Source organism: Streptomyces sp. MUM 203J (assembly GCF_022414595.1).
Lineage (GTDB): Bacteria > Actinomycetota > Actinomycetes > Streptomycetales > Streptomycetaceae > Streptomyces.
The window spans coordinates 1-12,909 of sequence record NZ_JADWYO010000044.1 but is presented as its reverse complement, the minus strand read 5'-3'; the positions used below and the strand labels follow the sequence as shown (position 1 = coordinate 12,909).

Annotated in this window: 14 protein-coding genes; 6 read left to right on the top strand and 8 right to left on the bottom strand. The window is 72.3% G+C overall.

The window, feature by feature from the left end:
• Positions 1-117: 117 nt before the first annotated feature.
• The gene (locus tag I3F58_RS20660; protein WP_240110148.1) at positions 118-555 is read right to left on the bottom strand and encodes a hypothetical protein; all 438 of its coding nucleotides are present in this window, start codon (positions 553-555) and stop codon (positions 118-120) included.
• A 165-nt stretch (positions 556-720) separates the two neighbouring features.
• On the opposite strand from I3F58_RS20660, the gene I3F58_RS20655 reads away from it, so the two are divergent.
• Both I3F58_RS20655 and I3F58_RS20650 read left to right on the top strand, forming a co-directional pair.
• Complete coding sequence (locus I3F58_RS20655) at positions 721-1,908, top strand: helix-turn-helix transcriptional regulator (RefSeq protein WP_240110147.1); 1,188 nt, start codon at positions 721-723, stop codon at positions 1,906-1,908.
• Positions 1,909-1,926: 18 nt separating this feature from the next.
• On the top strand, positions 1,927-2,172 hold the full coding sequence (locus tag I3F58_RS20650; RefSeq protein ID WP_240110146.1) for a DUF397 domain-containing protein: 246 nt from the start codon (positions 1,927-1,929) through the stop codon (positions 2,170-2,172).
• Between the two features lie 9 nt (positions 2,173-2,181).
• Here I3F58_RS20650 and I3F58_RS20645 read toward each other — a convergent pair whose 3' ends face one another.
• From I3F58_RS20645 to I3F58_RS20635, 3 genes are read right to left on the bottom strand one after another with little or no spacing between them, the layout of a single operon-like run.
• The gene (locus I3F58_RS20645) at positions 2,182-2,814 is read right to left on the bottom strand and encodes a DJ-1/PfpI family protein (RefSeq protein ID WP_240110145.1); all 633 of its coding nucleotides are present in this window, start codon (positions 2,812-2,814) and stop codon (positions 2,182-2,184) included.
• On the bottom strand, positions 2,814-3,437 hold the full coding sequence (locus I3F58_RS20640) for a DJ-1/PfpI family protein (RefSeq protein ID WP_240110144.1): 624 nt from the start codon (positions 3,435-3,437) through the stop codon (positions 2,814-2,816). The genes I3F58_RS20645 and I3F58_RS20640 overlap by 1 nt, the downstream gene beginning before the upstream one ends.
• A gap of 13 nt (positions 3,438-3,450) precedes the next feature.
• Positions 3,451-4,461 carry a GlxA family transcriptional regulator gene (locus tag I3F58_RS20635; protein ID WP_240110143.1) on the bottom strand — a complete coding sequence of 337 codons (1,011 nt, stop codon included), beginning with the start codon at positions 4,459-4,461 and terminating at the stop codon, positions 3,451-3,453.
• A gap of 480 nt (positions 4,462-4,941) precedes the next feature.
• Between I3F58_RS20635 and I3F58_RS20630 the strand changes: the two genes are divergently transcribed.
• Positions 4,942-6,309 carry an LAETG motif-containing sortase-dependent surface protein gene (locus tag I3F58_RS20630; RefSeq protein WP_240110142.1) on the top strand — a complete coding sequence of 456 codons (1,368 nt, stop codon included), beginning with the start codon at positions 4,942-4,944 and terminating at the stop codon, positions 6,307-6,309.
• Positions 6,310-6,424: 115 nt separating this feature from the next.
• Here I3F58_RS20630 and I3F58_RS20625 read toward each other — a convergent pair whose 3' ends face one another.
• Genes I3F58_RS20625 through I3F58_RS20610 form a run of 4 tightly spaced genes read right to left on the bottom strand, consistent with a single transcriptional unit; the run spans position 6,425 to position 9,332 of the window.
• Positions 6,425-7,027, bottom strand: a complete 603-nt coding sequence (locus tag I3F58_RS20625; RefSeq protein WP_240110141.1) for a hypothetical protein — start codon at positions 7,025-7,027, stop codon at positions 6,425-6,427.
• Positions 7,024-8,259 carry an MAB_1171c family putative transporter gene (locus I3F58_RS20620; RefSeq protein ID WP_240110140.1) on the bottom strand — a complete coding sequence of 412 codons (1,236 nt, stop codon included), beginning with the start codon at positions 8,257-8,259 and terminating at the stop codon, positions 7,024-7,026. Before I3F58_RS20620 ends, I3F58_RS20625 begins: the two co-directional genes overlap by 4 nt.
• Before the next feature lie 37 nt (positions 8,260-8,296).
• A complete protein-coding gene (locus I3F58_RS20615) occupies positions 8,297-8,863 on the bottom strand; it encodes a toxin (RefSeq protein WP_240110139.1) in 567 nt (188 codons plus the stop codon).
• A 10-nt stretch (positions 8,864-8,873) separates the two neighbouring features.
• The gene (locus tag I3F58_RS20610; protein ID WP_240110179.1) at positions 8,874-9,332 is read right to left on the bottom strand and encodes a hypothetical protein; all 459 of its coding nucleotides are present in this window, start codon (positions 9,330-9,332) and stop codon (positions 8,874-8,876) included.
• Between the two features lie 360 nt (positions 9,333-9,692).
• On the opposite strand from I3F58_RS20610, the gene htpX reads away from it, so the two are divergent.
• The 3 genes from htpX (at position 9,693) to I3F58_RS20595 (ending at position 12,866) form a co-directional block, all read left to right on the top strand.
• Positions 9,693-10,616 (top strand): zinc metalloprotease HtpX, encoded by a 924-nt coding sequence (gene htpX, locus I3F58_RS20605; RefSeq protein ID WP_240110138.1) that lies wholly within the window; start codon positions 9,693-9,695, stop codon positions 10,614-10,616.
• A 33-nt stretch (positions 10,617-10,649) separates the two neighbouring features.
• Positions 10,650-11,255: a hypothetical protein gene (locus tag I3F58_RS20600; protein WP_240110137.1), complete on the top strand. Its 606-nt coding sequence runs from the start codon at positions 10,650-10,652 to the stop codon at positions 11,253-11,255.
• A gap of 237 nt (positions 11,256-11,492) precedes the next feature.
• Positions 11,493-12,866 (top strand): TrkH family potassium uptake protein, encoded by a 1,374-nt coding sequence (locus I3F58_RS20595; protein ID WP_240110136.1) that lies wholly within the window; start codon positions 11,493-11,495, stop codon positions 12,864-12,866.
• The last annotated feature ends 43 nt before the right edge of the window (positions 12,867-12,909 follow it).

Sequence of the window (12,909 nt, the reverse complement as noted above, 5' to 3'; positions counted from 1 at the left end):
CGACCCCGCCGCCGCGGGTGGCGCTCCCGGCCCACGACCCGTACCGGGCGGTGCGCAGGGCCCGGCCAGTGCGGCCCGTGTCCCTCGCCCCGGACTGCGAGCCCCGCCTCCCGGCGGCTATCCGGACACGTTCCTTGTCGGGCTGTCCGGCCGGTCGTGATCCGAGTGCCGTCGCAGGAGCACGACACAGTCGGAGACCCGGCTCATGTCGCCCGTCGCTTCGGCCGCCCGCATCTCCCCCTCCAGCCGGGCGCACTCGGCACACCGTCCGGGGTCGCCGCCCTTGCTCGCACTGAGCCAGCGCGTCGCCTCGACCTCCAGCGCCTCCGCGTACGTCAACGGCGTGACCCCGCCCGGGTCGCTCTCCCACTCCTGGCCGCCCCCGACGGGCCGCAGCATGGCGTACGGCCCGACCACGCCCATGAAGACCCCCACCCGCCCTTCCCCGTCTCGCGCGAGCGTGCCGCTCCGGGGCAGCTTCCCCGTGTGGGGCGCGAGTTGGATCAAACGAACCTCTGCCTCGGCGTCAACCGCCCGCCGCACACCGTCCGTCATGGCTGCCTCCTTCAGAGATGCCTCTTGCCCTGACCGGCTGTGACATTCAGTTAACGGACTGCTCAGACGGCGAATGTGCACAAGAGGTGCACAACGTCGACGGCGCGGGTAGGCGACTCCTGACACGATGGGAGGCCCAGCGGATCGTCGATCGGGGACGCCGGAATGAGTGCGATCATCGAAGTGCCCGGGCCGGGGGCCAACGTTGCCGTGTTGCGTAAGGAGCGGGGCTGGGGGCAGGACCGGCTGGCTGCCGCGGCCGGGATCTCGAAGAGCCTGCTCGGCAAGATCGAGCGCGGTGAACGGGCCCTCACCCAGGGGGTGGCCGCGTCGTTGGCCCGGGCCCTGGGCCTGTCCCTTGAGGCGGTGCTGGGGACCGCACCCGTACAGCGTGAGGCCGAGGCCAGGCTCCGAGCGCTCAACGGGGCTGTCCGGCGCTTCGACCTGCCGCGCGAACCGGAGATGACGGAGGCCGAACTCCGCGCCGCGCTGGACCGGATGGTGGGGCTTCGGGGCAGCGCCGATCTGCGGGGTGTGCTGGACGGTCTGCCCGGGCTCGTGTCCGCCGCGACGAACCACGCCCACGCGGTGGGGACGCCCGAGGCCTGGGCCATGGTGGCGGAGGCGTACTCGACCGTCTATTGGCTGGCGGCCCGGCACCGGTGGATGATCCTCGCCGACCTGGCCGTGACCAAGCAGAAGCTGGCCGCCCAGCAGGCCGACCCGCTCACGCTCGCCATCGCGGCCCGCGACGAGGCGGGCGTTCACCTCAATCACGGTGACTTCGAGGACGGGTTGGCCGTGGTGGAGCGCGGCCTCGTGCAGGTGGAGCAGACCGCCGTCAGCGGTCCCGACCGCGCCTACGCGCTCGGCATCCTGCACCTTCGCGGGCTCACGCTCGCCGGGCGGCTGCGTGACCGGGCGACGGCTGACCAGCACATCGCCAGGGCCTGGCAGTTGTCCTCGGAGTTCGACCGGGACGTGAACAGGCTCGGCATCCACTTCGGGCCGCAGAACACGGCCGTGCACGCCGTGGCGACCTTCGCGGACCTGGGGCGGCACCAGCGGGCCATCGACACCGTGGCGGATCTGGAGAGGCTGAGGAGGCAGCGCGGCCTGGTCCTGCCCGAGACCAGGACCAGCCCCCTCCACATGAACGCGGCCCGCTCAAGGCTCGCCCTGGACGACCGTGACGGAGCGCTGGAAGAGCTGGAGACGGCCTGGTCCATCGCCCCGCAGATGGCCCGCGTTCATCCGACGGCGCAAGAACTGCTCCGCGTGCTCACGTCCCTGCACAAGCGCAGCAACCCCCGGCTCACCAGATTGGCTCGACAGGCGAACGTCCCGTTCTGAGCCGGTAGGTGTCCGGCCATGGTGACGAGGGCGGTCCTTGCCGTGAGAACGGGCCGCACGAACGGATCTGGTCCTGTCCGGCGGAAGTCCTCGTTCTCCCTGGGCGGCGAGGACGAGGCCCAGTTCGAGATCGCGGAGCAGGAGGGGCGCATTCTGCTCCGCGATGCCGACGCCCCGGACGAGACCGTCGTGACGACGCGGGAGAGTCTCCGGGCCTTCCTCCAGGGAATCAGGGCGGGGGAGTTCGATCGCCTTCTGGGGTGAGGCGTCGCGTCACCTCGTCCAGACCGTGCCGCGGGACTCGTACTCCAGCATCGCCTCCACGCGCAGCGCCAGGTCCGCGCCCAGTTCCCGGCGGGTGAGCCAGAGGGCGAGGTCCAGGCCGGAGGTGATGCCGCCCGCGGTGACCAGGGTGCCGTCGTCGACCACGCGGGCCTTCTTCAGGATGCCGCCCTGGGCCTCCAGGTCCGCGAGGGACAGGTGGTGGGTCGTGCAGGGGCGGTCGCGGGTGAGGCCCGCGGCGGAGAGGAGCATGGCGCCGGTGCAGACCGAGGCCAGGGTGAGGGCCGGGTTCTGGCGCGCGGCCTCGGACAGGGCCGCGGGGAGGGCGCCGCGCTCGATCTCCGCGCGGGCGCCCGGGCCGCCGGGGCGCTGGTAGCCGCCGCCGGGGACGACCAGGATGTCCGCCTCGTGCGGGGCCCAGCCGTCCCGGACCCCGACTTCCGTGCCGTGCGCGCAGCGCAGGACGCCGGGAGCGTCCAGGGTGACGTACCGGACCTGCACCGGGCGGGCTGCCAGGCGGGCCGCCAGGGCGAAGACCTCGTACGGGGCCGTGTGGTCCAGTTCCTCCACTCCCTCGAACATCACCAGGTGGATGCGCAGGGGGGTGTTGTCCGGAGGGTGCATCAGAAGCTCCTCGGTGCGGTGCGGAGGTGCGCCACCAGGTCCGCCGGCGCCTTGGCGGGGGAGCCCGCGTCGTACGGGGGCTCCGGGTCGTACTCGGTCATCAGCTGCACCGTCTGTGCGTGTCGGTCGCCGGCGACGCGGCCCGCCAGGGCGAGGCCCATGTCGATGCCGGCCGAGACGCCCGCGGCCGTGACGTACTTGCCGTCGAAGACGACCCGCTCGCCGGTCGGTTCGGCGCCGAAGTCCCGCAGGCGGTCCAGGGCCAGCCAGTGGGAGGTCGCCCGGCGGCCCTTCAGCAGCCCGGCGGCGCCCAGGATGAGGGAGCCGGTGCACACCGATGCCGTCCAGGTGGTGTGCGCGTCGGCCGACCGGAGCCAGGCGAGGGCCGTCTCGTCGGTGAGGTCCGGTTCGCCGCTGCCGACCGTGACCAGGATGTCGGGCCTCGGGACCTCGCCGAAGGACCTGTGGGCGATCAGGGTGAGGTTCCGGTTGTCGTCCTGTACCGGGCCCGGCTGCCGTGCCACGAGGACGACCTCCGCGCCCGGGAGCCCGCTGAGCATCTGGTACGGGCCGATCGCGTCGAGCGCCGTGAACTTGTCGTACAGGTGGATGGCTATCTGCATGGGACGCTTCCTTTCAGGGGTGCCGGACCGGCGGGGCCGGCCGGAATCTGCGGCGGTACTCCGCCGGGGCCGTGCCCAGGGTCTTGACGAACGCGCGGCGCATCGCCTCCGGCGTGCCGTAGCCGCAGGAGCGGGAGACCGCCTCGACGCTGTCGGTGGTGTCCTCCAGTAGGCGGCGGGCGTGCTCCAGCCGCACGCGCTCCACGTACCGGCCCGGCGGCACGCCCGTCTCCGCGTGGAAGGCGCGGGCGAAGTGCCGGGGCGACAGGCTGGCGCGTTCCGCCAGGGCGGGCACCGACAGGTCGGCCTCCGGGTGGTCGCTGATCCACTGCTGAACGTCCCGCAGCGGCTCCCGCCGCGCCGTCTGCGCCGCCAACTGGGCGCTGAACTGTGCCTGGTTGCCGGGCCGCCGCAGGAACACCACCAGGTGCCGGGCCAGCGCGAGCGCCGGGTCCCGGCCCAGGTCCTCCTCCACCAGGGCCAGCGCCAGGTCGATGCCCGCTGTGACCCCGGCCGAGGTGGCGAGGTGACCGTCCCGTACGAAGATGGAGTCCGGGTCCACCTCCACATCCGGGTGATCCCGCGCCAGCCGGTCGCAGTGGGCCCAGTGCGTGGTGACCCGCCGCCCGCGCAGCAGTCCCGCGTCGGCCAGCAGCAGCGCCCCCGTGCACACCGACATCAGCCGGTCGGCGCGCGGGGCGTGCTCCCGCAGCCACGCCACCAGCTCCCGCCGGTCGCCCCGGGTGCCGTGCCCGCCAGGGACGAGCAGGGTGTGCGGGGTGGGCGTGTCCTCGTCGAGCGCCAGGTCCGGGACGAGCGTCAGGCCGCTGGACGTCCGCACGGGCCGCCCGCCCAGAGACGCCGTCCGGACACGGTAGGGCGTCCTGGCGTCCGGTCCGCCGTCGTGTTCCGCCCCGGCGAACACCTCGGCCGGACCGCTCACGTCCAGGCTCTGCACGTCGTCGAACAGGACGACCAGCACCTCCCGGACGGCGGGGAGCGGTGGTGTCGATGCGGAGGTCATGGCGTTCATCCTCAAGCGGCTCCCGCATGGCCGCAATGACGAAAGGCCCACCTTTCCTGCCATGCCGGGCGTCCGGCAGGGCGTCAGGAACGATGTGTCCGGGGGAGGTTGGCACTTACGATGACGGGGCTGCGCACTGCTCCTCCGCCCGGCCGGGGCTCGACCGGAGTGCGGCCGGAGACAACACTCACAGAGAAAGTCACGCCTGCGAGGGCAACCCTCCCTCTCTGTCCTGTTTGCCGGGTGGCGGACGCTGTCGTTCCGACGCATGTGCCACCGGGGCCGCCCGAAGTCGCTACCGCGTACTGAACGCGTTCAATACGATCGGGACCACTGCTTTCGGTGATGATGTCCCGCGTCGCCGGCCAGCCGCGTGAGTGCCTGTCCGCTCCGCGGTGGCCGATGCCGACGCCGACGCCGTCCCGCGAGCGGTCCACAACCGTTCCGCCTGTTTTTCGTCCACTCCAGAAGAGGGACCACGTGAAGATTCGCCGTTCGATCGCCACGGCCGTCGCGCTCGCCGTCACCGCGCCCGTCACCCTGCTCGCGGCCTCCCCCGCGTTCGCGGAGACCGGTACCACCACCACCGCCGCCGTCACCGAGGCGCAGAACACGGACGCGGCCTCCGGCGTCGACCTGGAGAAGCTGGAGAAGGCCGTCGCCGACGCGCAGGCCGCCTACGACGCGGCCGTCGCCGCCGAGACCGAGGCCGAGAAGACCGTCGAAGCCACCCTCTCCGACACCGCGCCGCTCGCGGTCGCCTACACCGAGGCCAAGGCCGCCGCCGATCGGGCCGCCGCGGACAAGGCCGCCGCCGACCAGGCCGTGACCGACGCGAAGACCGCGCTCGACAACATGCCCGACGACCTCTCGGACGACGAGCGGGTGGCGCTGGCCAAGGCGCTGGCCGACGCGGAGAAGGCAGCTGAGGCCGCCGCCACGGCGAAGACCACCGCCGACACCGCCGCCGCCGAGGCGCTGAAGGCCCGGGACGACCAGCGGGTGGAGGCCGGCCGGAAGCACTACACGGCCCAGGAGGCCGCCAAGGCCGCCAAGGCGGACCTGGACGCCGCGAAGAAGGCCCTGGAGGACGCCGAGAAGGACACCGGCACCCCCGAGCCCGAGCCGGACCCGAAGCCCGAGCCGAAGCCCGAGCCGAAGCCGGGCGACGACCAGGGTGACGACGAGTGCGACGCCAAGTCGAAGGTCGGGGTCGCCGTCTCCGGGCTGCCCGGCAAGGTCGCCGCCGGTTCCTCGGTGAACTTCACCCTGAGGATCACCAACCACAGCGACCGCACCCTGGACTACGTCCAGCCCTACGCCGCCGCCTTCGCGGTCGACAGCAAGGGCATGAACGACATCAGCCACCTGCTGAAGCTCCAGTGGAGCGACGGCTCCGGCTGGAAGAGCCTCTCGTCCGACGACATGGCCGGTGAGATCACCGATCTGAAGGCCGGTTCCGGGGCGGACGTCAGGCTGCGCCTCAGCGTGGACGCCAAGGCCCCCGCCGGGCTGGGCTTCGCGTTCGCCGCGGGCAGCTATGTCAACGAGGACGGCACCTGCGGCTGGACTCCGGAGGCCAACCGGTACGACTTCGACATCGTCGCCGCGGGCGCCAAGACCGGCAACGAGCCCGCGAAGCCGGGCAAGCCCATGCCGATGCCGCAGGGCGGCACCTCCACCGCTCCGGTGAAGGCCGCGAACACGGCCGCCACCACCGGTGAGCTGGCCGCGACCGGTTCGTCCGACGCGATGCCGCAGATCGCCCTGGCGGGTGCCGCGGCGGTGGCGCTGGGCGCGGGTGCGGTGTTCGTCGTCCGCCGCCGCAAGGCCGGTGCCGACGCCTGATCCACGGGCCGTCGGGTCCGGGAGGCCGTGCCCTCCCGGGCCATCCCCCGAGCCTTGTCGGCGCGGACCGCCGAACGCCGGGCGGGCTGAGCTGTCAGCCCGCCCGGCGTTCGGCTCACGGCAGGAGCATGTACCCCAGCGCCGTCGCCGCCCCCAGCCCCGCCCCCGCCACGGTCTGTCCCACCGTGTGGTAGCCCAGCGCCACCCGGGACCAGCAGACCGCCGCCGTCATCCCGTAGGCCAGGAGCCACCACGGGCTGTGGACGCACGCCATCAGCGTGACCACCGACGACGCCACCGCCGAGTCGACCGAGATCTTCCACACCGTGTTGACGGCCAGCAGCCCCACCGTCATCACCCACAGGACGAGCATCGCCACCAGGATCCCGCTCGGCGCTCCGCCCAGCCGCATCAGCAGCGCGCCCGTGCCGACCGAGCCGAGGATCACGAAGAAGATCGGCGCCCGCTTCGTCCGGTCCACCACATGCCGGTCGCCCCATCGCCCCCGGCCCCGCTCCCACTCGATGTAGCCCGCCGGGACGATCCCCGCGCACAGCGCGCCCAGCAGCCCCCACAGCAGGCCCGCCCCGTGCCCCCCGGCGGCGGCCAGCCCGATCGCGGCCATACCGGCGACCAGGACATTACGGGGCTGGAGGAGGTCCGTGACCCGGCGGGCGACCGCCTCGACGCGGTGCGTTCCTCGGACCGCCGCCGTCACAGCACGGCCTCCCGCGCTGACCGCTCCAGGAGCTCCTGCCCCGCCGCCGCCGGCACCGTCCGGTACGCTGCGGCCACCCGTACGAGCCAGGCCACCTCGCCGTCCTGGTCCGCTGTCGCGTCCCTGGTGGCGAACGCCGCCGGAGGCCCCGGCCGTGCGCCGCCCTCCTTCGCCGCCAGGGCGCCCCGGATCCAGTACGCGTCGGCCTCCGGGCCCGCCGCACCCGCGGCCTCCCGTGCCTCGGCCAGCAGCGCGTCCGGCACGTAGTGGCGCAGCTTCTCCACCGCGTCCGCGATGTCCGCAGCCCACCGGTCGACCCGCAGGTCCGCCGGGGTGCCGAGCCGGGTCAGCTCCCGCGCCAGCGACGCGGGCGGCGCGAACGGCTGGTCCGGGAAAGCCGTCATCAGCTCCCGCCACAGCGGGTGCAGCGCCATCTGCGCCCGCCACAGCCTGGCCCGCCGCCAGCCCTTGCTGAACGCGGGGACCGACGCCCCGACCGCGAAGAAACCGAACAGGACGAGCTGCGCGGCCTCCGTCGCCTTGTCGAAGCCCTGTGCGAACCCTTCCGAGGGGGTTGCCGCCACGCTGATCCACAGGAACAGCGTCCGGCTCACCGTGTAGCCGACGCCTATGAGCATCGCGAACGTCATCATCCCGAGCCCGATCCGCAGATGCCGCAGCCGCGCGTCCGCCGTCGCCAGCGCCCACTGGTACGCGCACACCGCCGAGGCCGCGCCGAGATAGAGGTAGAACACGGTCATGTAGAGGGTCGCGCCCCACTGGCCCGCGTGGTCCGACACGAACCGGTCCGACGGGACCGAGCGGTCGACCACCGTGAAGAACAGCACCGTCAGCAGCACCAGCGTCGCCACGGACGCCTTTGCCGCCACCCGCTGCACCAGCCGCGCGAACCGCACATGGCGCGGCACCGCCCCGTCCTCCGGGTAGGCGCCGTAGATCGCCACGATGTAGCCGAGGATCGCCAGAATCGCGACGGTGGCCGTGTAGTGCTTGATCAGGACGGCCAGGTCCACGACCGGGCTGTTGTTGAGGCCGGTCCGTACGGCGGCGGTCTTCGTCCACAGCGCGGCGGCGAAGCCCGCGTAGCAGCCCCACAGGGCCCGCCGTCTGCGGTCCTCCTCGTCACCCCACAGGGCGGCGGGCATCCGCCAGATCGCGACGGCGGTCATCAGGCCGGCGATGGCATAGCCGGCCAGGTCCAGGGCGGTCACAGGAAGCCTTTCGAAGGGGGGTGCGTCGACGGGTGCGTCAACGGCGGCGGAACCAGGGGCGGCGGCGGTGCGCCACCGGCCGGGACAGCGAGTTGGCCAGCCGCCCCACCAGGTCGTCACCGGTCACGTCCCGGGCCAGCCGCGGGATGAGGGACGCGCCGAACTCCGCGACCCGCTCGTCGTGGGTGTCGTACTGGGCGCGCGCCTGGACCGTCGTACCGGACGCCATGACCCGTTCGATCAGTGAGGTGTCGAAGACCGGCAGCAGCCGCCGCAACTGCTCCGCGTCCAGGCCTGTGCCGTGGTCGAACCACTCGTGGCACAGCTCGTGCAGGATGACGTGCTGCGTCTGGTACGGGGTGGGGCGCCGCCGGTACAGGACGAAGCTGGTGTCCCCGGCCTTCAGCCGCAGCCCGCACGCCGCGTCGACCCGGGCCAGCCGGTCGGGCAGTTCCCGGAGCACGATCCTGCGGCCCCGTGCGGCCTCCATGTTGGCGACCAGCGCCGGAATGGTGAAAGGGGCGGGGATCGGCAGGTCGGCCAGCCCGTCCTCGCACTCCCTCCGCAGTGCCCGCATCGAGGTCTGGTCGGGTATGTCGGACATCAGCAGCGGCTCAGCATCTCTCGGACCCCTGGGGGCCTGCATCCTCCCGTTGCTCCCCACCAGTGTCCTGGAGCAGGGACAGCGCGAACTCCAGCAGCTCCGGCGGCAGCCCGGCGTCCCCGGCGCCGCGGGCCGCGACCCCGGTGATCTCCCCGGTACGGCGCTGCGCGAGGAACCTCAGCCCGGAGACGACGTCGTCGACGACCTCCGACTCCTCCTTGAAGAACCGCCAGTCCACCCCGAACCCCAGGCCGAGCGCCTTGAGGATCTCCTCCGACGGGTGGGTGACCTTTCCCGCCAGGATGTTCGAGAAGTAGCTGTGGGAGAGGGACCCGCCGCGTTCTCTCACCAGCTCGGCGAAGGTCCGTCCCGAGACCTTCTCGCCGGGGAAGGTCTTCTCCACCATGTACGCGACCTTCTGCTGCAGCGTGTGCAGCTCGGGCGCCGCGTGCTCCGCGCCGTCGTCCATCACGGTCCCCACGTCCGCACCTCCCCACGTTCCCCACGTCCCACGGTAGAGCGGGCTTGCATAAACAATCCACGGCACTGTTAACTCGAAAAAACACGGACGGGGGACCACGAGGGGAGTCCCTTGTCCGTGTCTGCGCATGTGTTTCGCCCGGGTCAAAGGCGTAGCCCTTCGCGACGGGGGATACGCGAAGGGCTACAACCGCAAGCTACCACGGGCCGTACAGCCCGGCGCCGCGAGGTGGCCGAAAACGTATGCGTGCCGGAAAGGGCACAATCGAATGCAGAAGCGGGAAGGAAGAGGGCGGGGGCGAGCAGGACCAACACAGTGGGGGCCGGCGGAGAAGAGGCGGAACGTGCCATGGCAGCGTCGCGATCCCACAGCCACTCCCGGTATGTGGCCGACCGGGGGCTGACGACCCGCATGGTGACGACCATGTTCCTGATCGGCCTGCTCTATGTGGTCTTCGTCGGCGTGCTGCTGGCTCTGATGCGCGGGGCCTGGCCGATCATCCTGATCGTCGCAGGTGGGCTGTTCATCGCCCAGTTCTGGTTCAGCGACCGGATCGCCGCGTACAGCATGGGCGCCCGCGAGGTCACCCGCGAGCAGGCACCCGAGCTGCACGGCGCCGTCGACCGTGTCTGCGCGCTCGCGGACATGCCGAAGCCCCGCGTCGCCATCGCGCGGAACGACCTGCCGAACGCCTTCGCCACCGGCCGCAGCAAGGACACGGCTCTCGTCTGCGTGACGACCGGGCTCCTGCGCAGGCTGGAGCCCGAGGAGCTGGAGGGCGTCCTGGCACACGAGCTGTCGCATGTGGCGCACCGCGATGTGATGGTCATGACCATCGCAGCCTTCCTCGGGGTGCTGGCCGGTGTCATGGCGCGGGTCGCCCTGTGGGGCGGTTTCGGCCGGGCCGGTCACACCCGGGACAGCGGCGCGGCCATCGCGGTCCTGCTGATCCCGGTGATCAGCGCCGCCGTGTACGCGATCAGCTTCCTGCTGACCCGGCTGCTGTCCCGCTACCGCGAGCTGTCCGCCGACCGGGCCGCCGCACTGCTCACCGGCCGTCCCTCCGCGCTGGCCTCCGCGCTCACCAAGGTCACCGGCGAGATGGGCCGCATCCCGACCAGGGACCTGCGTCAGGCGGAGCCGTACAACGCCTTCTGGTTCGCGCCGGCGTTCTCCTCGAAGGAGAGCATGGCGCGGCTGCTGTCCTCGCACCCGCCGCTGGAGCAGCGGCTGGAGCAGCTGACCCGGATCTCGGCCCAGCTCGGCCGCTGAGACCGGGACGGCTCCGAGCAGAGGGGTGACCCGATGGGCTTCCTGGACGCATTGCTGGGCCGGAGCAAGCCGGTGCGGCCCGACCTGGACCAGCTGTTCGCGGTGCCGGGCGCGGCGCTGACGCTGGAGGCGGGTGCGGGCTTCACCCCGACGGGGCTCGGTTCGGTGTGCTTCGCCGGGGTCGAGGGCGGGGCGTTCGACCGGCTGCGGGACGAGGTGCGCGAGCTGCTCGACGCCGACGCGGGGCGGGCCGGGGGCGGCGACCCGGTCGCCTACTCCCGGGACACCTACGGCTACACCTGGCTCCTGGTACGCCACCCGGCGGGCGAGGTGGTGTCGCTGGTCAACGACCTGCATGCGGTGAACACCCTGCTTCAGGAAGCGGGCTTCGGCCCGCACCTGCTGTGCTCGCTGATCGGTTTCCGGCACCCCCGGGACGGCCGGGAGCTGGCGCTGGTCTACCTCTACAAGCGGGGCACCTTCTACCCCTTCGCGCCGCTCCCGTCGGGCGGCGAGCGCCGCGACAACGCCCTGGAGATCCAGGCCCGCGCACTGCTGGGCGACGACCTGCGGATCGAGGCGGACCTCGCCCGCTGGTTCCCGGTGTGGGGCGCTCCAGGGCTTGCGGCCGACTCCTGAGAGGCCTGGTCGCGGTGCGTGCGGGCCTGCTCGCGGTGCGCGTCCCGGTGCGCGAGCGGCGCCAAGAGGCCGTCAAGGTTTCGGCCGGGCCGTTTGCCCGCGGCCCGGCCCCTGCTGTGCTGACCTGGAGCCGGTCGCGCTGCCGGTCAGAGCCATGGATACAGTGGCGAACCATGGTGAAACGGGGAAACCCGGATCACTCGGACGGGGTGTGAACGGGAAGGCCGGGAAGGGTACGTGGCAGGACGCTTGGCCCGGCTGTGGCGCACCCTGGTCACCCGGCACCCGGCCCGTACCGTCGTCATGGCCTTCGCCGCCGTCACCCTGGCCGGTGCGGCTCTGCTGGCCCTGCCGCTCGCCTCCGAGCAGGGACACGCGACCGGGTTCGTCACCGCCCTGTTCACCGCGACCTCCGCCGTGTGTGTGACCGGGCTGGTGGTGGTCGACACCGGGACGTACTGGAGCGGGTTCGGCGAGGGCGTCATCCTGGCGCTGATCCAGGTCGGCGGCTTCGGGATCATGACCCTGGCCTCGCTGCTGGCCCTGCTGGTCAGCGGCAGGCTGCGGCTGCGGATGCAGCTGACGGCCGCAGCCGAGACCAGGAGCCTCGGGATCGGGGACGTACGGCGGGTGCTGCTCGGCGTCGCGGGCACCACCGCCGCCGTCGAGCTGGCCGTCGCCGCCTGGCTCGCGCTGCGGTTCCGCTACGGGTACGGCGAGCCGATCGGGAACGCGCTGTACCACGGGGTGTTCCACTCCGTCTCCGCGTTCAACAACGCCGGGTTCGGGCTGCGCGCCGACAGCCTCACGCGGTACGCGACCGACCCGCTGGTCACGCTCCCCGTCGCCGCCGCCGTCATCCTGGGCGGCATCGGGTTTCCCGTGCTGCTCGAAGTGCTGCGGCACCACCAGAGGCGCCGGACCACGGGGCGGCGTGGCTGGTCCCTGCACATCAAGCTCACGCTGGTCGCCACGGCCGCGCTGCTGGTGACCGGAACCGTGCTGACCTGCCTGCTGGAGTGGAGCAACCCCGGCACGCTCGGGCCGCTGCACTGGGGCGGGAAGCTGCTGAACGGGTTCTTCCACTCAGCGATGAGCCGGACCGCCGGCTTCAACGCCGTCGACATCGGGGCCATGAAGCCCGCCACGCTCCTCGTGACCTGCACGCTCATGTTCGTCGGCGGAGGCAGTGCGGGCACCGCGGGCGGCATCAAAGTCACCACCTTCGCCGTTCTCGCCGCCGCGATCGTGGCCGAGGCGCGGGGGGAACCGAATTCCATGGTGATGGGCCGCCGCCTCGCCCCGCACGTCCTGCGGCAGGCCCTGACGGTCGCCCTGCTCGGGGTGGGCTTCGTCATGGCGGCAACGCTCGCGCTGCTCGCGGTGGTGAGGGCGCCGTTCGAGTTCGTGCTGTTCGAGGCGGTGTCCGCGTTCGGCACGGTCGGGCTGTCCGCCGGGATCACGGGGGACCTGCCGGTGTCCGGTGAGTTGATCGTGATTCTGCTGATGTTTGTGGGTCGGCTGGGGCCGGTCACACTGGTATCGGCGCTGGCTCTGCGCGAGCGGACCCGCCGTTACGAGCTACCCGAGGAGCGACCTGTCATTGGGTAACTATCTGCACTCGCTGCGCCGTCGTCGGCGCAAGACCCTGGCG